Here is a 23,547-nt window from a genome sequence, read left to right as displayed (position 1 = left end):
CTCAACACGGTGATCGGGTGCAGCCTGCGTTAAGGATCAAGCCAGCTGGGACACCTTGATGATCTCGGCGATGCGACCCAGCATCCGCAGCGAGGTGTGATGCTCGGTGGCATCTGCGGCGGCGCAGGCATCCTCCAGAATGGTGATGGCGTAGTCGCGATCGTGACCATCCCGCGCTGCCGCCTGAATGGCCCAGCTGGTGCTCACCCCGCACAGATAGAGGTGGTCGATGTGGTTGGCCCGCAGGGCAGGTTCCAGCGCAGTACCATAGAATGGACTCACTCTGGGCTTGGCCAGCACCAGATCGCCGGGCTGCACATCCAGATCAGGATGAAAGTCGGTGCCGCTGTCAGCCAAAGAGAGCGCCCCCAACTGGTGAGCGCGACCAAACATGGGAGACCCCTTGGGTTGCAGCTGATAGCCGCCGTCAAAGCCCACCTTGATCAGCACTACCAGCCAGCCGTTGGCGCGGGCATGGGCCAGCGCCTGATTGGCATGCGCGATGGCATTCTGCTCCAGCACATGGGCTGCGGAGGCAGCAATGCGCCCGTCGGGGTGGGCGATATCGTTGATAAAATCGATCACCAGCAGTGCCTTGCTCATCACCTTTGCTCCTTCGCGCATTCAGCCCGTGTTATCTGGTTTCTACCTGTCAAACCAGCCCCAGTGCATAGCGCAGCGCCATCTCCTTGAGCGGGCCCGCCTTGTCCGCCAGATTGAGAGCCAGATTGCGGGCCAGCTTGAGGGGGCCAATCTCGTTGCTGAACACCCCGTAGAAGAGATCCATTCCCGACTGCATCAGCAGGTTGTCGGGGCGACGGCGTCGCTCGTAACGCTCGGCCAACGCCAGCTGATGCCAGTCGGCGCCGGCTCCTTGCAGCAGATCAGCCCAGCAGGCCACATCCTTGAAGCCAAGGTTGACCCCCTGCCCCGCCAGCGGGTTGATGGTGTGGGCAGCATCGCCAAGCAGCACCACCCGACCGACGTGATAGTCGTTGGCGTGGCGGCGCACCAGCGGGAAGCTCCCCTTGCCGGTGACGGTAAATCCGCCGAGGCGGCTTGGGAAGTGGCGGCGCACTTCGGCGGCAAGCCCTTCGTTGCTCATGGCCGCCAGCGCGCGGATACGGGCCGGGCTGTCATACCACACCAGGGAGCCGTGCTGACCGGGCAGCGGCAGGAAGGCGCGCGGGCCGCTCGGGGTGAACTGCTGCCAGGTGATATCTTCCTGCGCAAAGTCGGTGTCGATATTGATCAGCATGCAGTGCTGGCGGTACTCGAAGCGCGATACGCCGATACCGACCAGCTTGCGGGTGTGGGATTCGGCACCGTCGCAGGCCAGCACCCAACGGGCCGCCAACTCAGTGCCATCATCCAGAGTCAGCACCGCTTCATCCGCACTCTGGCGCAGGCTGGTCACCGCCGCCGGGGTGTGGGTCTGGATGGTAGGAAAATCTTCCATCCGCTTGAGCAGGGCGAGCTGCACCAGCCGGTTTTCGATGATGTAGCCGAGCTGGGGCAGACCGAGATCGGCGGCATTGAAGCGGGTGGCAAAACCGTCCAGCTCCCAGGTCTCCAGCTGGCGATAGGGGCAGAGCCGCATCTGCTGCAGATGGTGCCAGGCACCGGCCTGCTCCAGCAGCGCCACCGAGGCCTGACTGATGGCGGAGACCCGCAGATCCAGCGGCTGCTCCGGCGCGTAATGCTCCGGCAGTTGGGTCTCTATGACCCGCACCGAGAGGCCCTGAGCCGCCAGCAGACAGGCGGTGGCGGCGCCCACCATGCCGGCGCCGACGATGGCGATATCACACTGTTCCATACATTTATTCCTGAAAGGGTGCGTCCGGCGACAACGCCCGGACGTGAACCGGATGGCTGCATGATAGCGCAAGGGCGGCTGATAAACAGTGAGACAAACGGGGAATTGCTGCGTCAAATCAAGGAGAAAGCTTATTGAGCTTGCTGGCAACAGGTATCGGGTGAGCACCATTGCCAGCTGGATATTAGCTAGGCAGTATCCAGATTGCGGAGTAAAATGCGCGGTCCTTTGACCATGCCGATTTCAAAACAAGTCAAGAGAAGCAATGAGCAAGAAACTTCACATTAAAACCTGGGGTTGCCAGATGAACGAGTATGACTCGTCCAAAATGGCCGACCTGTTGGATGCCAGCAATGGCTACACCCTTACCGAAGAGCCCGAAGAGGCAGATGTCTTGCTGCTGAATACCTGCTCCATCCGCGAAAAGGCGCAGGAGAAGGTGTTCCACCAGCTGGGACGCTGGAAAAAGCTCAAGGCCAACAAGCCCGGTCTGGTGATCGGCGTGGGTGGCTGCGTTGCCTCTCAGGAGGGCGATGCCATCCGCCAGCGCGCTCCCTATGTGGATATCGTGTTCGGCCCGCAGACCCTGCATCGCCTGCCCGCCATGATCAAGGAAGTGCAAGAGGGCCGTGGTGCCCAGGTTGATATCGCCTTCCCCGAGATCGAAAAATTCGACAGCCTGCCCGAACCGCGCGCCGAAGGGGCCACCGCGTTCGTCTCCATCATGGAAGGCTGCTCCAAATACTGTACTTACTGCGTGGTGCCCTACACCCGCGGCGAGGAGGTGAGCCGACCGCTGGACGACGTGCTCTACGAAATCGCCCAGCTCGCCCAGCAGGGCGTGCGCGAAGTGAACCTGCTCGGCCAGAACGTCAACGCCTACCGCGGCCCTACCTTTGATGGCGGCATCTGCACCTTCGCCGAGCTGCTGCGTCTGGTGGCCGCCATCGACGGTATCGATCGTATTCGCTACACCACCAGCCACCCGATCGAGTTCACCGACGACATCATCGAAGTCTACAAAGACACCCCGGAAGTGGTCAGCTTCCTGCACCTGCCGGTGCAGAGCGGCTCCGACCGTATTCTGACCATGATGAAGCGCCCGCACACCATCCTGGAGTACAAATCCAAGATCCGTCGCCTGCGTGCCGCCCGTCCCGACATCACCATCAGCTCCGACTTCATCGTTGGCTTCCCGAACGAGACGGACGAAGACTTTGAAGCGACCATGAAGCTGATCGAGGATGTGGGTTTCGACATGAGCTTCAGCTTCATCTTCAGTCCGCGCCCCGGTACGCCGGCCGCCGACCTGCCCGACGATGTCGACATGGAAGTGAAGAAAGCCCGTCTGGCCCGCCTGCAGCACGTCATCAACAACCAGGCGATGCAGATTGGCCGCGCCATGCTGGGCACCACCCAGCGCATCCTGGTGGAAGGGCCCTCCAAGCTCGACCCGATGCAGCTGTGTGGCCGCACCGAGAACAACCGGGTGGTCAACTTCGAAGGCCAGCACACCCTGATCGGCGGCTTTGCCGACGTGGAGATCACCGAGGTGCGTCCCAACTCCCTGCGCGGCAAGTTCATCCGCGGCGAGAGCGAGATGAACCTGCGGATCGCCACCGCACCGAGCGAAATCCTAGCCCGTCGCCCGGATAACGTACCGGACGAGCTGGGCGTGGCCGCCTTCACACCCCATTAATCCCCTCCTCCCCATTCGCCCGGCGGATGGGGAGCGCCTTGAGACGAGGATATTTTGAGCCGACACATCTCGACCCTGAATCTGCATCTGGAGCCCGCCGACAACCAGCGCCTTGCCAGCCTGTGCGGCCCCTTCGATGACAATATCAAGCAGCTGGAGCGCCGCCTCGGCGTCGAGATCAGCTACCGTGACAGCCACTTCCAGCTGGTGGGCAAACCGGCCCAGCTGGATGCCGCCGCCGTCATCCTCAAGCACCTCTATGTGGAAACCCAGCCCCTCAAGGGTGGCAAGGTGACCGACATCACCCCCGACATGGTCCATCTGGCCATTCAGGAGTCGCGGGTGCTGGAGCAGGATGACGAACCGGCGCCGAGCATCCCCTATGGCAAGGAGGTGACGGTCAAGACCAAGCGCGGTCTCATCAAGCCACGCAGCCCCAATCAGGCTCAGTACATTGCCAATATCGTGCGCCACGACATCTGCTTCGGCATAGGCCCGGCCGGTACCGGCAAGACCTATCTGGCGGTCGCAGCGGCGGTGGATGCGCTGGAGCGTCAGGAAATTCGCCGCATTCTGCTGACCCGTCCGGCGGTGGAAGCGGGTGAGAAGCTCGGCTTCCTGCCCGGGGATCTCTCCCAGAAGGTCGATCCTTACCTGCGCCCGCTCTACGACGCCCTGTTCGAGATGCTGGGCTTTGAGCGGGTCGAGAAGCTGATGGAGCGCAACATCATCGAAGTGGCGCCGCTCGCCTATATGCGCGGAAGAACCCTCAATGACGCCTTTATCATTCTCGATGAGGCCCAGAACACCACCACCGAGCAGATGAAGATGTTCCTCACCCGCATCGGCTTCAACTCCAAGGCAGTGGTCACCGGTGACATCACCCAGGTAGACCTGCCGCGCAACGCCAAATCCGGCCTGCGTCACGCGCTGGAAGTGCTGCCAGGGGTCGATGGTCTGTCGTTCAACTTCTTCGAGTCCAAAGACGTGGTGCGCCACCCGGTGGTGGCCCGCATCGTGCAGGCTTACGAGGCATTCGATGCCAAACAGGCCGCCGAGAAGGTGGCCGGCCAAACAAACGCCAGCAAAGAGAGCGAGCAATGAGCGTAACCCTGGATCTGCAGCTGGCCAGTGCCAGCACTGATGGCCTGCCCACCGAAGCCCAACTGCAAGGCTGGCTCGACGGCACCATTCTCGGCTTCCAGCAGGAGGCAGAAGTAACGGTGCGTATCGTCGACGAGGCGGAGAGCAACGAGCTCAACCTCACCTATCGCGGCAAGGACAAGCCCACCAACGTGCTCTCCTTCCCGTTCGAGGCGCCACCCGGTCTGGAGCTGCCGCTGCTCGGCGATCTGGTGATCTGCCGTCAGGTGGTAGAGCACGAGGCCGAGGAGCAGGGCAAGCCCCTCATGGCCCACTGGGCCCACATGGTTGTGCACGGCAGTCTGCATCTGCTAGGTTATGACCATATCGAGGATGAGGAAGCCGAAGAGATGGAAGCGCTTGAGCGCGACATCATGCAGGAGCTCGGTTTTGCCGATCCTTATCTGAACGACGAAGAGTAAAACGCCGGACGGTCATCGTCTTGAAACAGCAGATGACCATCCTTATATAACCCGAACTATTTCAAGTGTGTTCATACGAGTAACCAAGAGAGAAAATGACCGACGATCACCCTAGTACCGGCTCGCCGAAGAAAACCTGGCTCGACAAACTCAGCCAACTCTTCCAGGGCGAGCCAAAAGACCGCAATGATTTGGTAGACGTGATAGCCGATGCCGAAGAGCGCGACCTCATCGATCAGGACACCAAGGACATGATCGAGGGGGTGCTGGAGATCGCCGATCTTCGCGTGCGCGATATCATGATCCCCCGCTCCCAGATGGTGACCATCGAGAAGTCCCAACCGGTAGATGCAATCCTGCCGGTGATCATCGAGTCCGGCCACTCCCGCTTCCCGGTGATCAACGAGGACAAGGATCATGTGGAGGGCATTCTGCTCGCCAAGGATCTGCTCCCCTTCGGGTTTGGCGGCCATCACGCCAGCGAGCCGCTGCAGCTCGAGAAAATCTTGCGCCCCACGGTGATCGTGCCGGAAAGCAAACGGGTTGACCGTCTGCTCAAGGAGTTCCGTGAAGAGCGCTACCACATGGCCATCGTGGTCGACGAATTTGGTGGCGTCTCCGGTCTGGTGACCATTGAAGACATTCTCGAGCTTATCGTCGGCGAGATAGATGACGAATTCGATGACATCGAGGATGAGCCGGACGAGATCCGCCGCATCAGCAAACGGGTCTTCTCGGTTAGTGCCCTTACCGAGATCGAGGATTTCAACGACTTCTTCGGCACCCAGTTCAGCGATGAAGAGGTGGATACGGTAGGCGGTCTGGTGATGCACGCCTTCAGCCACCTGCCCAAGAAGGGCGAGGAGATCGAGCTGGACGGCTACCTGTTCAAGGTGATGCATGCCGACCGGCGTCGTCTGCAGCAGTTGCAGGTGAAGATCCCCGAGCACCACGCGGCGGCGCAATCCGAGCCGCAATAAGCAGATCCGCTCAATGTGTGAAACAACGCCCCGACCTCGGGGCGTTGTGCTCTCTGCCACCGGCATCGAGGCTCGCCGTTGCCCCGCTTACAGGTTAAGATACCGGCCATTCGACCCAGTTTCAGACCAAGACGAGCACCATCGCCCGTGAGATTATCCCCCGTTACGTCCAAAATCCTGTTGAGCCTCGGCGCACTGGCCAGTGGTGCCATCGCTATATTGGCTTTCTCTCCCTTTGGCTACTGGCCGCTGGTGATCCCCTCCCTGCTGGGCCTCTACGCCCTGCTGGACAAAGCCACGCCAAAGCAGGCCGCCTGGCGTGGCTTTGGCTACGCCATGGGACTCTTTTTGCCGGGGCTATGGTGGATCCACGTCAGCATGACTGAATTTGGCGGCATCCCGCTGCCGATGGCCTTCGTACTGCTGGCCGGGCTCTCCGCCTATCTGGCGCTCTACCCGACGCTCGCCTGCTGGGTCTTTGCCCGCTTCTTTGGCGGCCGTCACTGGAGCCGCTGGCTGCTCGCCTTCCCGACACTCTGGCTGCTGGCGGACTGGCTGCGTGGCTGGGTAATGACCGGCTTCCCCTGGCTCTGGTTTGGCTACAGCCAGATCGACGGCCCGCTCAGGGGCTTCGCCCCAATCCTTGGGGTGCAGGGCATCACCCTCGCCCTGTTGCTCTCTGCCTCCGCCATCTGGCAGGTGTGGAAATCCCGCTCCCCGCTCTGGCTGGCGGTGCCCGCCCTGCTGGTTGCCGGTGCTCACGGCCTGATGCAACTCAACTGGGTGACCCGTGGCGAACCGGTCAAGGTGGCACTGGTGCAGGGCAATATCGCCCAGTCCCTCAAGTGGGATCCGGAGGCGCTGGCCCCCACGGTGCGCACCTATCAGGACTTGAGCCGCGAGAATCAGGATGCTGACATTATCATCTGGCCGGAGTCGGCGATCCCGGCCATCGAGAAGGCGATGGGCCCCTATCTGGAGAATCTGGACAAGGCGATGAAGGTGAACGATACCGGCCTGCTGGCGGGGATTATTCACTACGACGAGCAGCAACAGCGCTTCTACAATACCGTGCTCGGCATGGGGGTGCAGGATGCGGATGGCAAGGAGTCCTACTTCTACAACCACTCCAACCGCTACAACAAGTACCACCTGCTGCCCATCGGCGAGTTCGTGCCGTTTGAAGATCTGCTGCGCCCCATCGCCCCCTTCTTCAACCTGCCGATGTCCTCCTTCAGCCGGGGTGACGAAGTGCAGCCAAACCTGATCGCCAAGGGGCTCAAGTTCGCCGCCGCCATCTGCTACGAGATCATCTTCCCGGAGGAGGTGCGCCGCAACGTCAATGCCGATACCGACTTCCTGCTGACCGTCTCCAACGATGCCTGGTTCGGCACCAGCATTGGCCCCTGGCAGCATATGGAGATCGCCCGGATGCGCGCGCTGGAGCTGGCTCGTCCGCTGCTGCGGGACACCAACACCGGCATCACCATCGTTACCGAAATCGACGGCAGCATCATCGGCCAGATCCCGCAGTTTGAAGCGGGCGTGCTGCGCAGCGAAGTGCGTCCCGCCCACGGCGAGACCCCCTACCTGCGCTTTGGCAGCTGGCCTCTCTACGGTCTGACCGTACTGCTGCTGGGTCTGGCGCTGGCCCTGCGTCCCAAGGCTCACCCCTGGGCCCGCGAGCTGTAATGGCCATCCGCAATCCCTGATAAACAACGAGGCGCCCGCAGGCGCCTCGTTTTTTTCATCTCCAATCAAAGCGATATGCCTGAGAAGGACATAAAGCCGAGGGACATCAGCCCCGCCACGATAAAGGTGATGCCGATGCCCCGCAGCCCCTCGGGGACATCGGCGTACTTCAGCTTCTGGCGCAGTCCGGCCATGGCGACAATGGCCAGCAGCCAGCCAAGCCCCGAGCCAGCGCTGTAGACCAGCGACTCGATGAAATCGTAATCCCGCTGCGCCATAAACATCACCCCGCCAAAGATGGCGCAGTGCACCGTCAACAGCGGCAGATAGATGCCGAGTGCCTGATAGAGCGCCGGAACGTACTTGTCGAGCACCATCTCCATCACCTGCACCAGCGCCGCCAACACCCCGATGTAGATGATGTAATCGAGAAATCCCAGATCGAATTCGCCGAAAAAGGTGCTGCCTGCCCGCAAGATATGGCGGTAAATCAAGTTGTTGAGGGGAATGGCGATCACCATCACCACCAAGATCGTCATACCAAGGCCAAAGGCGGTGTTGATGTTCTTCGAGACGGCCAGAAAGGTACACATCCCCAGAAAGAATGCCAGGGCGAGGTTCTCGACAAAGATTGAGTGAATAAACAGGTTGAGGTAGTAGTCCATAGGGTGTGCTCACCAGGTGTTTGCGCAAAGAGAAAGTCTGCCTCTGGCCGATGGCCAGCAGCATGGACGAAACAACAGAAAGCGCGGACGCAGCACCGGACGATAGAGCGCAGGCTGCAGGTGTCAGCCTGCCCCGTCAGTCAATCGGGAGCGTTAAATCCGTGTGAAAACGTGGATGAGCGTCCGCCAGCCGGGTGAGCTAGTCGCCGTGACAGAAACGATATTGCAGGTGGCGACAGCGCAGCAGCCGTCGGTGCAAATAACCGAAGTAGACGGGGAGCTGCCTGACATAGAGAAGAGGGAGAACCAGTAGCAGACCGCAGAGCAGGCCGAGGATATCGTGCTGGAACCAGGCCAGCACCATCTGATAGCGCTCGGAATGAGTGGCCCCTTCGAGTCGCCGCCCCAGCTCGAAGCCGAGTCGCCACTGGGAGGCAGGAGGAAGGCCGACACTGTTGACCAATCCCGGATCGGATTGCTCATGCAACTGCATCGAGACCTTCTGCCTGACCGACGCCTGATGAGGTGTTGCAGTGACCCCTACCGCAGCGAAAGCGGCAAACCATAGCAGGCTGGCGATAGCGAGGACCATCGCCCAGGTCGATAGTCGGCCAAAAGGCAGCAAAGAGTCAGTCCCGTTCAAACAACAAAATGATGCGGGGATGAATGTATCACAACGCCTCTTTTTCTTGAATTTGAAACCGTACTAACTGACGTAAAACGATACTAAAAACCCTCTTTCTAAGAAAGCCAGCAATTAAATACCAACATAACAAGGCGGTAGAGTCACCCCCGGGCCCACAGTAAAACGGCCACCCGAGGGTGGCCGTTGTCAGCGATCAGAGCAGCAATGCTACCTGCTCAGAGACCGGCCGCCTCCAGATGCTCCACCAGCAGCTGCACACTGCGGTTGCCGCGCCACTCGTTGACGTCAAGCCGGTAGACAAGCCGCACCCGCTTGACCGAGGCATCGGGCCAGCGCTTGAGATCGACGCCGAAGGCGATGGCATCCACCGCGTGGCCAGAATCGGTAGTCAGCATCATCTTGAGGTGCTTCTCCCCCACCAGCCGCTGCTGCACCAGCACGAATTCGCCGTCAAACAGCGGCTCGGGGAAGGCCTGACCCCAGGGGCCGGAGGCGCGAATAAGCTCCGCCAACTCGAGAGTGAGCTCGTCCGGCAGCAGCTCGCCATCGGTGAGCAGCACCCCGGTCAAGAGCTCCGGCGTCACCAGCTCGCTGATGACCGCCTCAAAGGCCCGCCCGAACGCTTCGATATTGGCCTTGGGCAGGGTCAGCCCCGCCGCCATGGCGTGGCCGCCAAACTTGCCCATCAGCCCCGGGTGGCGGGTGTCGAGCAGTTCCAGCGCATCGCGCAGATGCACCCCGGGGATGGAGCGGCCAGAGCCCTTGAGCTCGCTCTCGCTGCTCTCGGCAAACGCGATGACCGGGCGGTAGTACTTCTCCTTCACCTTGGAGGCCACCAGCCCCACCACCCCCTGATGCCACTCGTTGCGGTGCAGCACTATGCCCGACGGCACCTCGCCATCGTGAAACCGGATCTGCTCCAGGGTAGCGAGGGCCTCCTGCTGCATCCCCTGCTCGATCTCCTTGCGCTCCTGATTGAGGCTGTCCATCTCGGCCGCAAGCTGGCGCGCCAGCTTGAGATCATCGCAAAGCAGACAGGCGACCCCGAGGGACATGTCATCGAGGCGCCCTACCGCATTGAGGCGTGGCCCCAGTGCAAAACCAAGGTCGGAGGCAGTGAGGCGACGACCATCGCGGCCCGACACATCCACCAGCGCCTGAATGCCGGGGCGACAGCGCCCGGCCCGGATCCGCTGCAACCCCTGATGGACCAGGATGCGGTTGTTGCCATCGAGGGCCACCACGTCGGCGACCGTGCCGAGGGCCACCAGATCGAGGTAATCCGCCACATTGGGGGCGCGTAGCCCTTGCCGTTCGTACCAGCCAAGCTGACGCAGATGGGTGTTGAGGGCCGCCATCAGATAGAAGGCCACCCCCACCCCGGCCAGGGACTTGGAGGGAAAATCGCAACCGCGCTGATTCGGGTTGACGATGGCATCGGCATCAGGCAGCTCCTGACCCGGCAAATGGTGATCGGTAACCAGTACATGCATCCCGGCCGCCTTGGCCGCCGCCACCCCGGCGATGCTGGAGATGCCGTTATCCACCGTGATCAGGAACTCGGCGCCGCGGGCCACCGCCAGCTCGACGATCTCGGGGGTGAGGCCATAACCGAACTCGAAGCGGTTGGGCACCAGAAAATCGATATGGCGCCCCCCCATGGCGCGCAGGGCCAGCACGCACAGGGCCGAGCTGGTGGCGCCGTCGCAGTCGAAGTCGCCGACGATAAGGATCCGTTTTTGCGCCGTCAGCGCCTCCGCCAGCAGCGGCACCGCACGCTCCATCCCATAGAGGCGCTGGGGAGGCAGCAACTGGCTGGCGCTGCGCTCGAGCAGAGCGGGATCCTCTACGCCACGGCTGGCGAAGATTTGACGAAGCAGGGGGTGCAGGGTGGCGGGGAGATGGGAATCATCAACTCGCGGACGACGACGGATTTGCAGGGGCATCAATGTGATCCAGTATCTTGAGCAGTTGTTCCGGGCTCTGGTAGCCCCTTACCAGATCTCCATCAGAGGAGACCCAGGCAGGCAGTACCTTGACCCCCAACCACTGGCTCAGGCCAATATTCTCGATAAGGGTCTCACTACATTCCTTTTGAGGCAAATAGGCTTTGAAGGGATCATTCTGTAGCAGGGGATCCTGGCACCAGTGGGAAGCCTGTCCTGCATGTTCAATCACGGGGTAGAGCTCGACACTGACCCCGGACGCCTGCAGATGTTGCAGCGTGCCGGACAGCTGGCGACGAGCGGCATCCTGCTCACCGAAAAAGAGCGCAACCCGATGACGCTCATTACTGGCCTGGAGAACGACCGGTGTATGGGTCACCTGGGACAAGCCCAGTCGACGCTGCTCGCGCATGCCCGAGATGGTGAGATTCTTCATGTTATGAGTCATATCCAGCATGACCCCCTGCACCACATAGTTCCCCTTGGCATCGCTGTAGAGCACCCCTTGCGAAGTGCCCAGCATATAGAGCCCGGGAATGGGGGTCTGTTCCACCAGATAAACAGAGACCCCTAACCGGGCGGTAATGGTCTGTTTCAAGGTTTGGGTATCCATCCCCGCTCTGGCAGCAAATGTGCACAAAAGCATCATTCCCAGTAGTAAATACTTCACTTGTTTACTCACGCGGTATGAATGAATCGACCCAGCAAACTACAGCAGCACAGCTCATCATTCAATCAGCTACTTATCAAAAAATTAATATCACTTTGTACCAAAAAAAAGGTTCCCCCCGATTGCCAAGGACTCATAACGCCCGCAAGCTAGTCAGGACGACAGGAACAACGCGGCTTAGCCTCTGTTTTTCCTGACAAGAGTTCGCCCTTTGGCAAGGGTAATCAACGCGCTATCTTGTTTAATTTCGGAGGAAATAATGAGTCTGATTCAAGAGTTCAAAGCCTTTGCCGCCCGCGGCAACGTCATCGATATGGCGGTCGGTATCATCATTGGTGCCGCCTTCGGCAAAATTGTCTCCTCTTTTGTCGGTGACGTGATCATGCCGCCCATCGGCCTGATCCTGGGCGGCGTGGACTTCAGCGACCTGGCGGTCACCCTGAAGGCCGCTGAAGGTGCAACACCCGCCGTGGTCATCGCCTATGGCAAGTTCATTCAGACCATCATCGACTTTCTGATCATCTCTTTTGCCATCTTTATGGGACTGAAGGCCATCAACACCCTCAAGAAAAAGCAGGAAGAAGAAGCCGCCGCTCCGGCAGGCCCGACCAAGGATCAGGAGCTGCTGACCGAGATCCGTGATCTGCTGAAATCCCAGCAAGGGAAATAAGCGCCATCTCCTGTCGTGTAGAGATAAAAAAACCGCCTGCTGGCGGTTTTTTGTTTTTGGGAGGACAGCCACTCAAGCTCTGGGGTGATGCTCCCCGTGCAGCGCCTTGAGTCGCTCGTTGGCCACATGGGTGTAGATCTGGGTAGTGGAGAGATCCGCATGGCCCAGCAGCATCTGTACCACTCGCAGGTCGGCGCCGTGGTTGAGCAGATGGGTGGCAAAGGCGTGGCGCAAGGTATGGGGGGAGAGCTCGCCATTAATCCCGGCCCGCAGGGAATAGAGTTTGATGCGATGCCAGAAGGTCTGGCGGGTCATCATACGGGCCTGCTTGGAGGGAAACACCACATCCGAGCTGGTGCCCCCCAGCAGCAGGGTGCGGGCCTCGCGGTAGTAACGCTCCAGCCAGTGCATCGCCTCCTCGCCCATCGGCACCAACCGCTCCTTGTTACCCTTGCCAATAACCCGCACCAAGCCCTGCCGCAGGCTGATATGCTCGGCGGTGAGCCCCACCAGCTCGGAAACCCGCAGCCCGGTGGCGTAGAGCAGCTCCAGCATTGCCTTGTCCCGCAACTCCAGCGGGTCATCCACCAGCGGCGCACTCAGCAACGCATCCACCTCCGTTTCGCTTAAATCTGAGGGGAGTTTTTTCGGCAGCTTGGGCCCCTCCAGCAGCACGGTCGGATCATCGCTGCGCAGCTTCTCACGGTTGAGATACTGATAGAAACGGCGCAGGGCCGACAGGAAGCGGGCGGTGCTGCTGGCCGCAAACTGGTGATCGACCCGCCAGGCGAGGTAGTGCTGGATCTCGTCCATCCCCGCCAGCAGCAGCGAGCTCCCCTGCTCGTCGAGCCAGAGGGAGAACTTCTCCAGATCGCTGCGATAGGAGCTGACCGTGTTGTCAGACAATCCCCGCTCCAGCCAGAGGGCGTCGAGAAAGGGTTCAATCAGGGGATGGGGGTCGGGTTTGCTCATGGTGCGCTGCAATCAGGGGATCGATGGCCCATTGTAACGCGCCAACTCCTTGGAAAGACAAGGCACTTTCATTGGAAAGATAAGGCACGTTTGCCACGCACCTTGCCGGGCGGTGAAGGTCGAATGGCAATCTGCTAGACTGGCGCCCTCCCCTTACGTTACCCATCGTGTTGCCAACATGGCGCAGCCCACACGAGCATGCGAGAACGCGCCAAAAGCAAGCGAGAAAGCGCCAACAGAGAGTAGAGCGATGAAGATTGGTCTGTTTTACGGTTCCACCACCTGCTACACCGAGATGGCTGCCGAGAAGATCCGCGCCCTCATCGGCCCCGAGCTGGTGGATATTCACAATATCAAGGATGTCTCCCTGCGCCGGATGGAGGATTACGAGATCCTGATCCTCGGCATATCCACTTGGGATTTTGGCGAACTGCAGGAGGACTGGGAGTCCCGCTGGGAAGATATCGCCGATCTCCATCTGGAGGGACGCATCGTGGCCCTGTTTGGCCTCGGCGATCAGCTCGGTTATGGCGAATGGTTCCAGGACGCCCTCGGCATGCTGCACGATCAGCTGGTGCCAAAAGGGGTCAAGCTGGTGGGCTACTGGCCCAACGAAGGGTACGAATTCGATGCCTCCAAGGCACTGATCGACGATGGCCGTCACTTCGTCGGGCTGGCGCTGGACGATGCCAACCAATATGACCAGACCGATCCGCGCATCGAGCAGTGGGTCGAGCAGATCCTGAGCGAAATCCACGCCCTGCTCTGACCTTTCCCACGTTTTGGCAAAACGACCCTGAGCGCCTGGCCCTGGCCGCCGGGCGCAGTTATCGCACCGATTTTCTCAATCGGTATCATCGCATGACGCTATAGCGACTTTTTTGTGCTGGTCTGCAACAATGGACTCGACATCCCATAACAATCAGAGCCGGATGTCGGAAGCAAACGGACAGACCAGAAAAGGATATTCTATGACTCCATTCTCCCTGTTGGCCCCCGCCATCGCCCGTGACGTGCTCGATCACGCGCTGGCGCTGGGTGCCGATTTTGCCGAGCTGTTTGTGGAGCGCAAGCGCCGCAGCCAGCTCAGCCTGCTCTCCAGCCAGATAGAGAACATCAGCGGCGGCCTCGATTTCGGTATCGGCGTGCGCCTCTGTTACGGCCACAAGGTGCTCTACGGCTACACCAATCTGGCCAGCCGCGACGAGCTGCTGCGCATTGTCACCCTGCTGGCGGCCAAAGACCGCCGCGACCCCGTGGTGACCGCCACCGCCTTCGATTTCACCCGCCTGAGCGATCGCAACCCGGTGGCGCTGCCCCTGTCGGCAGACAAGCTGCTGGAGCAGAAGATCGCCTATCTGCACGCCATGGATGCAGCGGCCCGCTCCGAGAGCGACAAGGTGAGCCAGTTCTCCGGCAACGTGCTGGGCTGGGAGCAGGAGGTGGAAATCTTCAACAGCGAAGGAGTGCAAGTAGCCGATCGCCGCCACTACAACCGCATCATGGCCCAGACCATCGCCATGGAAGGGAGCGAGCAGAGCGTCGGTTACGAGGCCCCCGGCGCCCTGATGGGGTGGGAGCATGCCGATCGCATCGATCCGCGCGAGATGGCGCTCACCGCCACCCGTCAGGCACTGGTGAAACTGGGCGCGGCTCCCTGCCCGAGCGGCACCCTGCCGGTCATCATGGAGAACGGATTTGGCGGCGTCATCTTCCACGAGGCGTGCGGTCATCTGCTGGAGACCACCTCAGTGGCCAAGAAGGCATCGGTGTTCCACGACAAGATGGGCCAGCTTATCGCCAATCCGGTGGTCAATGCGGTGGATGAAGGCTTGCAGAGCAACGCCTGGGGCTCCATCAACGTCGATGACGAGGGGATGGCTACCCAGCATACCCAGCTCATCAAGGACGGGGTACTGACCGGCTTTCTGGTGGACAGAATGGGTGCCCTCAAAACAGGCTACGCACGCACCGGCTCCGGGCGGCGCGAATCCTACAAGTACGCCCCCACCTCGCGCATGCGCAACACCTATATCGAGCCGGGCCACCACAGCCTCGACGACATGTTGGCCACGGTAGAGCACGGCATCTACGCCAAGAAGATGGGGGGCGGCTCGGTACAGCCCGGCACCGGCGAGTTCAACTTCAATGTGCAGGAGGCCTACCTCATCGAGCACGGCAAAATCACCAAGCCGCTCAAGTCTGCCACCCTGATCGGCACCGGCCCGCAGGTGCTGAAAGAGATCTCCATGGTGGGCCGCAACCTGGCACTGGCCGCCGGTATGTGCGGCTCGGTCTCGGGCTCGGTGCCCACCTCGGTGGGCCAGCCGGCGCTGAAAGTGGACAATATTCTGGTGGGAGGGAACGCCTGATGAGCCAGCTCGACATGAACCAACTGCTCACCCGCCTGCTCGACAAGGTGGCCGACCTCAACGCCGAGGCAGACATCATCGCCAATCAGGAGAAGGCCTTCTCCCTCAAGGCAGACAAGGGCGAGCTGGGTGAATACAAGGTCACCAGCAGCCAGCAGCTCGGCATTCGCCTGATCAAAGAGGGTCGGGTCGGCATCGCCTACTCGGAATCCCTCGATGAGCTGGCGCTGGATGCAATGCTGCAAGATGCGCTCGATGCCAGCCGCTTTGCCAAGGTGGATCCGGATCAGCGCATCTCGGTGGCCAATAGCCGGATCACCACAGATTGCGCCGAAATCAACCAGCCCGATACCACGCCGGTTGAGGAGAAGATCGCCCTGGCCCTGCGCCTCGAATCTGACATGCTGGCCATGCCCGATGTGAGCGGCGCCCCCTACAACAGCTTCTTTGAAGGGGAGAGCCAGCTCTGGCTCGCCAACAGTCAGGGCACCCTCTGCCAGCACGGCGAGTTTAGCGTCGGCTGCTACACCTCGGCGCTGGTGGAACGGGATGGCCGCCAGTCGATGCACTCGCAGGGGCAGTATGGCCGTCGCTTCGACGAGCTGGATAGCCAGCGACTCATCGAGCAGATCTACGCCATCGCCGATGGACTGCTGCCCGGTGAAGCGGTGCCGAGCGGTCGCTACAGCGTCATCTTCAGCACCAACTGCTTTGCCAGCCTGTTTGGCTGCTTTCAGGGCGTGCTGTCGGGCAAGTGGGCCCAGCAGGGGATCAACCCCTGGCGCAGCAAGGTCGGCCAGAGCGTGGCGTCACGCTGGCTCACTCTGGAGAGCAGGGTCTATATGCCGGGCGGCATGAACATCAAGGCGTTTGATGGCGAGGGGGCGGCCAGCTCGGATCTGCTGCTGATTGGCGAAGGGGAGCTGAAGACCCTGCTCCATAACAGCGCCACCGCCCGCCACTTTGGTGTGGCCAGCAACGGCTCGGCCGCCCGCGGTGCCCGCAGCGCCCTCGATGTGACCGCTCGCCATCTGGTGTTTGGCGCGGGCCCTCACTGTGAAGCGGAGGTGCAGAGCGGCGACTATCTGGAGCTGGTCAAGCTGGACGGTCTGCATTCGGGTGCCGATGCGGTGAGCGGTGACTTCTCCTTTGGCGCGTCGGGCTTCCTCTGCCGCGATGGGGTGCGACTGCAGCCGGTGCGCGGCATCACGGTAGCAGGCAACTTCTACCGCCTGCTGGGCGAGCTGGAAGCGGTCGGCGATACCCTGCACCACAACGACAGCAAGGGCTTCTACGCCCCGCTTATCCGTTTTGGTGGCCTCTCCGTCGCAGGCAAGTAAACGCCCCGACGAAACCTGCAAGCAAGAAAAAGGCGCCTGATGGCGCCTTTTTACTCGTTATCTCGTCCGCCTTGATGGCATGACTCAGGGCGAGAGCGGCTCGCGATGATACTCGGCGCAGCCGCATTCGGGGCAGGTATCGAGCTGCTGGGGATGCAGCACGGTATGGCGCCAGCCACACTGGTCGCACACCATGACCCCGAGCCCCACCCAGTCGCCCGCCTCATAGACCCCCTTGTGCTCCAGCTCGTCGGCCAGCTCCCGCCACTCCACCTGGGCGCGGTCGGTCACATCCGCCAGCCAGGACCAGGCGGTGTCTTTCAAGGCCAACATAAAGGCAGACTCTTCCACCTGCGCACTATCGTCATGGCGCCCCTCGTCATAGTTGCCCAGATCCCGCTTCACGTACTCGGCGATGAGCGCCAGTTCGTCCTGAGTGAGGTCACTTGCTGCCTCCAGATAGGCCTGCACCTTGGCAATCATCCGGTTGAGGCGCTCCCCCTGGAACTCTTCAGTCTCTTGCCACTGTTTTTGCAGCTCGGCAATGAAGGCTTCGTACCCTTTTTGACGTTTGTCCATGGCTCTAACTCCTCTACTAAACCCTGATCTGGCCCGGCTTAAGGCCCAAGGGACGCTGGCGGTTGTTGCCGCCGCAGGATATGGGTATTCTATTGCGATTTCCCAGCTGATTTATCTATTCATTTCACAGATCCGGATGTCACCAATGCAAGAGCAATACGTTCCCCAATCAATCGAACCAGCAGTGCAAAAGCACTGGGATGCCAAGAAAACCTTCAAGGCCGTGGAGAAGGTAGACAAGGAGAAGTTCTACTGCCTGTCCATGTTCCCCTATCCGTCTGGTCGACTACACATGGGGCACGTTCGTAACTACACCATAGGTGATGTGATCTCCCGTTATCAACGCCTCAATGGCAAGAACGTGCTGCAACCCATAGGTTGGGATGCATTCGGTCTGCCGGCCGAGAACGCCGCGATCAAAAACAATACCGCGCCGGCGCCCTGGACCTACGAAAACATCGAATACATGAAGAACCAGCTGAAGATGCTGGGTCTGGGTTATGACTGGGATCGTGAAATCGCCACCTGCAAACCGGATTACTACCGCTGGGAGCAGTGGTTCTTCACCAAGCTCTACGAGAAGGGTCTGGTCTACAAGAAGACCTCCTCCGTCAACTGGTGCCCGAACGACATGACGGTGCTGGCCAACGAGCAGGTGGTCGACAACTGCTGCTGGCGCTGTGACACCCCGGTGGAACAGAAAGAGATCCCCCAGTGGTTCATCAAGATCACCGACTACGCCGAAGAGCTGCTCAACGACATCGACAATCTGGAAGGCTGGCCGGAAATGGTCAAGACCATGCAGCGCAACTGGATTGGCCGCTCCGAAGGGGTCAACATCAGCTTTGCCATCGAGGGTCAGGCTGATCAGCTGGAGGTCTACACCACCCGTCCGGACACCTTCATGGGCGTCACCTATGTCGGTATCGCTGCCGGTCACCCGCTGGCGCTGCAAGCAGCCCAGAACAATCCGGAGCTGGCCGCCTTTATCGAAGAGTGCAAGAACACCAAGGTAGCCGAAGCAGAACTGGCCACCATGGAGAAGAAGGGCATGGCCACCGGCCTCTATGCCATTCACCCGCTGGATGGCCGCAAGGTACCGGTCTGGGTCGCCAACTTCGTGCTGATGAACTACGGCACCGGCGCCGTAATGGCGGTTCCGGCCCACGATCAGCGTGACTTCGAATTCGCCACCAAATATGGACTCGACATCAAGGCGGTGATCAAGCCGGTTGATGGCGACGTCGACGTGAGCGAAGCGGCTTACACCGAGAAGGGCGTGCTGTTCAACTCCGGCGAGTTTGACGGTCTCGACTTCCAGGGTGCCTTCGATGCCATCGCCAGCAAGCTGGAAGGGCTCGGCAAGGGCAAGCGCACCGTCAACTACCGTCTGCGTGACTGGGGTGTCTCCCGTCAGCGTTACTGGGGTGCCCCCATCCCGATGCTGACCCTGGCTGACGGCTCCGTGGTGCCGACGCCGGAAGACCAGCTGCCGGTACTGCTGCCGGAAGACGTGGTGATGGACGGTATCCAGAGCCCGATCAAGGCTGACGCCGAGTGGGCCAAGACCACTTACAACGGTCAGGAAGCGTTCCGCGAGACCGATACCTTCGACACCTTTATGGAGTCCTCCTGGTACTACGCGCGCTACTGCTCCCCGGACTACGACAAGGGCATGCTGGATCCGGCTGCTGCCAACCACTGGCTGCCGGTGGATCAGTACATCGGCGGTATCGAGCACGCCTGTATGCACCTGCTCTACGCCCGCTTCTTCCACAAGCTGCTGCGTGACGCGGGTCTGGTCAACAGCGACGAGCCGTTCAAGCGCCTGCTCTGCCAGGGCATGGTGCTGGCCGATGCTTTCTACTACAAAGACGAGAAGGGCGGCAACGTCTGGGTCAGCCCGACCGACGTCAAGGTAGAGCGTGACGAGAAGGGTCGCATCACCAAGGCCATCGACAACGAAGGCCGTGAGGTAATGCACTCCGGCATGACCAAGATGTCCAAGTCCAAGAACAACGGCATCGACCCGCAGCTGATGGTCGAGCGTTACGGCGCCGATACCGTCCGTCTGTTCATGATGTTCGCCTCTCCGGCAGAAATGACGCTGGAGTGGTCCGACTCCGGCGTAGAGGGTGCCCAGCGCTTCCTGCGTCGCCTGTGGCGCGTCACCTTCGAACACGTTTCCGGTGGCGCCGTTGCCGCACTGGATGTAGCGGCTCTCACCAACGAGCAGAAAGCGGTACGCCGTGAACTGCACAAGACCATCGCCAAGGTGAGTGATGACGTGGGTCGCCGTCAGACCTTCAACACCGCCATCGCAGCCATCATGGAGCTGATGAACAATCTGGCCAAGCTGGGCAACGACGAGCAGGACCGCGCCCTGATGCAGGAAGCGCTGGAAGCTGTGGTAGTCATGCTCTACCCCATCACTCCGCACATCGGCTTCGAGCTGTGGAAGATGCTGGGCAAGGGCGACGACATCGATCACGCAGCCTGGCCGGTGGCCGATGAAGCGGCCATGGTCGAGACCGAGAAGCTGGTGGTGGTACAGATCAACGGCAAGATGCGCGGCAAGCTGACCGTGCCGGCCGAGATCAGCCAGGCCGACGTCGAGAAGCTGGCGATGGCTGATGCCTCGGTACAGAAGTTCACCGACGGTCTGACCGTGCGCAAGGTGATCTATGTACCTGGCAAGCTGCTCAATATTGTCGCTAACTGATCGGCTGCCAACTGATCATTGCCAATCTGTGACAGCAAACGGATGATAACGGCGGGCCCTGCGCCCGCCGCTTTCCCTTAATGCAAAGAGGATTTTCTATGGGCACCATCTTCACCCGCTGGATGGCCATCGTGCTGGCTGGTCTGCTGCTGCAAGGCTGCGGTTTTCACATGCGCGGCACCGGCATTCCGGCCGAGCTGATGACCATGAAGGTCGTGGGCGACAACAAGAGCGACTTCTACCGGATGGTCACCACCCGCCTGAAGGCCTCTGGCGTAACTCTGGCCGACAAGGAGGGTATTCCGGTGCTCACTCTGGGCGGCATAGGCAGCACCAGTCAGGTCGCCTCGGTCAACGCGCTGGGGACGGACACCGAATATGTGCTGGGCTTCACTACCCAGTTCACCATCTCGGCCCCCGGCAAGCCGACCCAAGTCTTCCCCATCAACTTCAACCGCAGCTTCCTCAACAAGCCGGATGCCGCGCTCGCCTCCTCCCGTGAGCAGGAGCAGCTCAACCGCGAGATGCAGGAGCAGGCGGCCAATCAGGTGATCCGGCAGTTGAGCCAGGTCAGCTTCTGATGCGAGTATTTTGATGAGAGTCTACCCGGAACAATTTGGTGACCACCTCAAAGCAGGGCTTCGGCCCTGCTATCTCGTTTTTGGCGACGAGCCCCTGCTGCGACTGGAGGCCATCGATGCCATCCGTCAGGTCGCCCGCAAGCAGGGTTTCGATGAGCGCCACACCTTCGTGGTGGAACAGGGGCTGGACTGGAATCAGGTCTACGATGCCTGTCAGGCCATGAGCCTCTTCTCCGCCCGCCAGATCATCGAGCTGGAGCTGCCCGCCAAGGTGGACAAGGATCTGGCCGCCCGCATCAGCGAAATTGGCAAGCAGCTTCATCCCGACCTGCTGCTGGTGCTGAGCGGCGGTCGCCTCAACCAGACCCAGATGAAAGCAGCCTGGTTCGACAAGCTCTACCAGATTGGCACCTATGTGCCGGTCAACCATCCGGAACCCAAGTTCTTTCCGCGCTGGATGAGTGCCCGTTTTGCGCGTTTCGGCCTCAAGGCGCTGCCGGATGCCATCAACTTCATGTGCCACTCCTACGAGGGCAACCTGCTGGCCGCCAGTCAGGAGATCGAGAAGCTGACCCTGCTCTCGCCGCCCCAGCCCATCAGCGTCACCTATCTGCAAGAGACCATTATCCGCCACGCCCACTTCACCCCGTTCCAGCTGGTCGATACCCTGCTGGAGGGGAAGGTGAACCGGGCCCAGCGCATTCTGGCAGCTCTGCGGGCCGAAGGCACCGAGCCGGGGATGCTGGCCTGGACCCTCTGCCGCGAGCTGGAGCAGCTGACCGAACTGTCGCTGGCGATGCGCAACGGCCAGCCGCTGGGGGAGCACTTCAGCCGCCTGCGCATCTGGCAGAGCCGCCAGCAGCTCATTCAACAGGCGCTGACTCGTCTCCCCTTCGCCAAGTTGCAACAACTATGGCAGCTGATGGCGCAACTGGATGGCGCCCAGCGCCGCTTTGATACCGAACAGGCGTGGCTGATGCTGCAGACCATTGCCCTCGGCTTTCGTGATGGCACCCCGCTGCCGCTGGTGATGGAGAGCAGCCCGTGCTGAAGGCGCCTGTCGGTTTGCTTGGCGGCACCTTCGACCCCATCCATATCGGTCATCTTCGCCCGGCGATCGAGGCGCGCGATGCTCTCGGGCTGGCCGAAATGCGGCTGATCCCGAACCATATCCCGCCCCACCGCGCCAATCCGTTCTGCTCCAGCGAACAGCGTCTCGCCATGGTCAAACTGGCGGCGGCAGAGAACCACCACTTTGTGGTGGATGAGCGGGAGCTGAGACGGGACAAGCCCTCTTACACCATAGATACCCTCATCGAGCTGCGTCATGAACTGCCCGATACGCCGCTCTGTTTTCTGATGGGGATGGATTCCCTGCTGAGCCTGCCAAGCTGGCACCGCTGGCAGGAGCTGCTCGACCATGCCCATCTGGTGGTGAGCGTACGGCCGGGCTGGCAACCGGAGTATCCGGCCGAAGTAGCGCAGCTGCTGGCGCGCCATCACACCACGGATGCCAACGCGCTGCATCAGCGTCTGGCCGGTCATATCTGGCTGGCGGACAACCAGCCCATCGAACTGTCAGCCACCCGACTGCGGGCCTTGCTGGATGCGGGGAAAGACACCCGCTACCTCTTGCCCGAGTCGGTTGCGCACTATATTGATCAACAGGGGCTCTACCGCGCCAACCGCCGCTAGCCCCTGTCGTAATCCCGCCCCGCCCGATGGGAAACGGGAGTGACCATGATATAATCCGCCGCCCTGACGCAAACGCTGCGCGCCGGAATACAGGAGAGACTCATTGCAAGGCCAAGAATTGCATGCCTTTATCATCGACAAGATCGATGACATGAAAGGCCGCGACATCATCACCCTCGATGTACGCGGCAAATCCAGCATTACTGACACCATGATCATCTGTTCCGGCAACTCCAGTCGTCACGTCAGCGCCATTGCCCACCATCTGGCCAGCGAGGCCCGCCACGCGGGTCTGGATCTACTGAGCGTGGAAGGGCAACTGAGCGGTGAATGGGTGCTGGTAGATATGGGCTCGGTGATCGTGCATGTGATGCAGGATGAACACCGTGACTTCTACCAACTGGAAAAGCTGTGGAGCGGTGCCGCTCAAATGAATACGCAATAAGAGCACAAGTGTAACGACCATGAAGATCCAGTTGATTGCGGTGGGCACCAAGATGCCCGCCTGGGTAGAGCATGGCTTCGAAGAGTATCGTCGCCGCTTCCCCAAAGACATGCCATTTGAACTCGTCGAGATTGGCGCAGGCAAACGGGGCAAAAATGCCGACATTCCGCGCATCCTGCAGAAGGAAGGGGAAGCCATGCTGGCGGCTGCGGGGCGCTCGCGCATCGTCACCCTCGACATTCCGGGCAAGCCCTGGACCACGGAGCAGTTGGCTACCCAGCTGGAGGCGTGGAAACTCGATGGCCGCGATGTCGCGCTGCTGGTAGGCGGGCCGGAAGGCTTGTCCCCCGAGTGCAAGGCTGCAGCCGAACAGAGCTGGTCACTGTCACCGCTCACCCTGCCCCATCCGCTGGTGCGGGTGCTGGTGGCAGAGAGCCTCTACCGTGCCTGGAGCATAACGACCAATCACCCTTATCACAGAGAGTGAACCAT

23 protein-coding genes are annotated in these 23,547 nt (G+C 60.8%); 15 read left to right on the top strand and 8 right to left on the bottom strand.

The genetic code is table 11. The annotated features are described in order from the left end of the window. Window positions 1–36: 36 nt before the first annotated feature. The gene (locus G5332_RS06795) at window positions 37–603 is read right to left on the bottom strand and encodes a cysteine hydrolase family protein (RefSeq protein WP_421249390.1); all 567 of its coding nucleotides are present in this window, start codon (window positions 601–603) and stop codon (window positions 37–39) included. A 49-nt stretch (window positions 604–652) separates the two neighbouring features. Then, on the bottom strand, window positions 653–1,816 hold the full coding sequence (locus tag G5332_RS06790; RefSeq protein ID WP_421249389.1) for an FAD-dependent oxidoreductase: 1,164 nt from the start codon (window positions 1,814–1,816) through the stop codon (window positions 653–655). 265 nt (window positions 1,817–2,081) lie between these two features. Here G5332_RS06790 and miaB point away from each other — a divergent pair, with 265 nt between their 5' ends. From miaB to lnt, 5 genes are all read left to right on the top strand, one after another. Beyond that, window positions 2,082–3,515 (top strand): tRNA (N6-isopentenyl adenosine(37)-C2)-methylthiotransferase MiaB, encoded by a 1,434-nt coding sequence (gene miaB / locus G5332_RS06785; protein ID WP_421249388.1) that lies wholly within the window; start codon window positions 2,082–2,084, stop codon window positions 3,513–3,515. Between the two features lie 54 nt (window positions 3,516–3,569). Further along, window positions 3,570–4,619 carry a PhoH family protein gene (locus tag G5332_RS06780; protein ID WP_005362369.1) on the top strand — a complete coding sequence of 350 codons (1,050 nt, stop codon included), beginning with the start codon at window positions 3,570–3,572 and terminating at the stop codon, window positions 4,617–4,619. Further along, window positions 4,616–5,080 carry an rRNA maturation RNase YbeY gene (gene ybeY / locus G5332_RS06775; RefSeq protein WP_421311189.1) on the top strand — a complete coding sequence of 155 codons (465 nt, stop codon included), beginning with the start codon at window positions 4,616–4,618 and terminating at the stop codon, window positions 5,078–5,080. Before G5332_RS06780 ends, ybeY begins: the two co-directional genes overlap by 4 nt. Before the next feature lie 95 nt (window positions 5,081–5,175). Further along, on the top strand, window positions 5,176–6,060 hold the full coding sequence (gene corC, locus G5332_RS06770) for a CNNM family magnesium/cobalt transport protein CorC (protein ID WP_203118663.1): 885 nt from the start codon (window positions 5,176–5,178) through the stop codon (window positions 6,058–6,060). 147 nt (window positions 6,061–6,207) lie between these two features. Next, complete coding sequence (lnt, locus tag G5332_RS06765; RefSeq protein WP_421230627.1) at window positions 6,208–7,752, top strand: apolipoprotein N-acyltransferase; 1,545 nt, start codon at window positions 6,208–6,210, stop codon at window positions 7,750–7,752. 65 nt (window positions 7,753–7,817) lie between these two features. Here lnt and nqrE read toward each other — a convergent pair whose 3' ends face one another. The 4 genes from nqrE to G5332_RS06745 all read right to left on the bottom strand — a co-directional run bounded on the left by nqrE (window position 7,818) and on the right by G5332_RS06745 (window position 11,622). After that, complete coding sequence (nqrE, locus tag G5332_RS06760) at window positions 7,818–8,417, bottom strand: NADH:ubiquinone reductase (Na(+)-transporting) subunit E (RefSeq protein WP_227342072.1); 600 nt, start codon at window positions 8,415–8,417, stop codon at window positions 7,818–7,820. A 199-nt stretch (window positions 8,418–8,616) separates the two neighbouring features. Further along, window positions 8,617–9,009 (bottom strand): hypothetical protein, encoded by a 393-nt coding sequence (locus tag G5332_RS06755; protein ID WP_421202807.1) that lies wholly within the window; start codon window positions 9,007–9,009, stop codon window positions 8,617–8,619. Between the two features lie 269 nt (window positions 9,010–9,278). Next, complete coding sequence (gene recJ / locus G5332_RS06750) at window positions 9,279–11,009, bottom strand: single-stranded-DNA-specific exonuclease RecJ (RefSeq protein ID WP_227342070.1); 1,731 nt, start codon at window positions 11,007–11,009, stop codon at window positions 9,279–9,281. Beyond that, window positions 10,975–11,622 carry a disulfide isomerase DsbC N-terminal domain-containing protein gene (locus G5332_RS06745; protein ID WP_421172117.1) on the bottom strand — a complete coding sequence of 216 codons (648 nt, stop codon included), beginning with the start codon at window positions 11,620–11,622 and terminating at the stop codon, window positions 10,975–10,977. The genes recJ and G5332_RS06745 overlap by 35 nt, the downstream gene beginning before the upstream one ends. A gap of 316 nt (window positions 11,623–11,938) precedes the next feature. On the opposite strand from G5332_RS06745, the gene mscL reads away from it, so the two are divergent. Further along, on the top strand, window positions 11,939–12,349 hold the full coding sequence (mscL, locus tag G5332_RS06740; protein WP_047438040.1) for a large-conductance mechanosensitive channel protein MscL: 411 nt from the start codon (window positions 11,939–11,941) through the stop codon (window positions 12,347–12,349). 72 nt (window positions 12,350–12,421) lie between these two features. Here the strand turns inward: mscL and xerD are convergent, their stop codons facing one another. After that, on the bottom strand, window positions 12,422–13,321 hold the full coding sequence (xerD, locus tag G5332_RS06735) for a site-specific tyrosine recombinase XerD (protein ID WP_216953023.1): 900 nt from the start codon (window positions 13,319–13,321) through the stop codon (window positions 12,422–12,424). Between the two features lie 250 nt (window positions 13,322–13,571). Between xerD and fldB the strand changes: the two genes are divergently transcribed. The 3 genes from fldB (at window position 13,572) to G5332_RS06720 (ending at window position 17,033) form a co-directional block, all read left to right on the top strand. After that, the gene (gene fldB, locus G5332_RS06730; RefSeq protein WP_005335151.1) at window positions 13,572–14,090 is read left to right on the top strand and encodes a flavodoxin FldB; all 519 of its coding nucleotides are present in this window, start codon (window positions 13,572–13,574) and stop codon (window positions 14,088–14,090) included. Window positions 14,091–14,292: 202 nt separating this feature from the next. Beyond that, window positions 14,293–15,693 (top strand): TldD/PmbA family protein, encoded by a 1,401-nt coding sequence (locus G5332_RS06725; protein WP_421311188.1) that lies wholly within the window; start codon window positions 14,293–14,295, stop codon window positions 15,691–15,693. Next, window positions 15,693–17,033: a TldD/PmbA family protein gene (locus tag G5332_RS06720; RefSeq protein ID WP_227342069.1), complete on the top strand. Its 1,341-nt coding sequence runs from the start codon at window positions 15,693–15,695 to the stop codon at window positions 17,031–17,033. Before G5332_RS06725 ends, G5332_RS06720 begins: the two co-directional genes overlap by 1 nt. A gap of 84 nt (window positions 17,034–17,117) precedes the next feature. Here the strand turns inward: G5332_RS06720 and G5332_RS06715 are convergent, their stop codons facing one another. Next, window positions 17,118–17,612 (bottom strand): zinc ribbon-containing protein, encoded by a 495-nt coding sequence (locus G5332_RS06715; protein WP_005335155.1) that lies wholly within the window; start codon window positions 17,610–17,612, stop codon window positions 17,118–17,120. Between the two features lie 145 nt (window positions 17,613–17,757). Here G5332_RS06715 and leuS point away from each other — a divergent pair, with 145 nt between their 5' ends. The 6 genes from leuS to rlmH all read left to right on the top strand — a co-directional run bounded on the left by leuS (window position 17,758) and on the right by rlmH (window position 23,542). Beyond that, the gene (leuS, locus tag G5332_RS06710; RefSeq protein WP_216953020.1) at window positions 17,758–20,334 is read left to right on the top strand and encodes a leucine--tRNA ligase; all 2,577 of its coding nucleotides are present in this window, start codon (window positions 17,758–17,760) and stop codon (window positions 20,332–20,334) included. Window positions 20,335–20,432: 98 nt separating this feature from the next. Continuing rightward, window positions 20,433–20,915 carry an LPS assembly lipoprotein LptE gene (gene lptE / locus G5332_RS06705; RefSeq protein ID WP_227342068.1) on the top strand — a complete coding sequence of 161 codons (483 nt, stop codon included), beginning with the start codon at window positions 20,433–20,435 and terminating at the stop codon, window positions 20,913–20,915. 13 nt (window positions 20,916–20,928) lie between these two features. Next, window positions 20,929–21,966, top strand: coding sequence for a DNA polymerase III subunit delta (gene holA, locus G5332_RS06700; RefSeq protein ID WP_227342067.1), 1,038 nt, complete (start codon window positions 20,929–20,931; stop codon window positions 21,964–21,966). Then, window positions 21,960–22,610 carry a nicotinate-nucleotide adenylyltransferase gene (gene nadD, locus G5332_RS06695; RefSeq protein WP_421172119.1) on the top strand — a complete coding sequence of 217 codons (651 nt, stop codon included), beginning with the start codon at window positions 21,960–21,962 and terminating at the stop codon, window positions 22,608–22,610. The genes holA and nadD overlap by 7 nt, the downstream gene beginning before the upstream one ends. Before the next feature lie 103 nt (window positions 22,611–22,713). After that, window positions 22,714–23,055 (top strand): ribosome silencing factor, encoded by a 342-nt coding sequence (rsfS, locus tag G5332_RS06690; RefSeq protein ID WP_005335165.1) that lies wholly within the window; start codon window positions 22,714–22,716, stop codon window positions 23,053–23,055. Window positions 23,056–23,074: 19 nt separating this feature from the next. Further along, window positions 23,075–23,542: a 23S rRNA (pseudouridine(1915)-N(3))-methyltransferase RlmH gene (gene rlmH / locus G5332_RS06685; protein ID WP_005335166.1), complete on the top strand. Its 468-nt coding sequence runs from the start codon at window positions 23,075–23,077 to the stop codon at window positions 23,540–23,542. Window positions 23,543–23,547 lie beyond the last annotated feature (5 nt).

Source organism: Aeromonas sp. 603757 (assembly GCF_049171255.1).
GTDB lineage: Bacteria > Pseudomonadota > Gammaproteobacteria > Enterobacterales > Aeromonadaceae > Aeromonas > Aeromonas veronii_A.
Note: the sequence above shows the minus strand (reverse complement) of the source record. Positions and strands in the feature narration are given on the sequence as shown.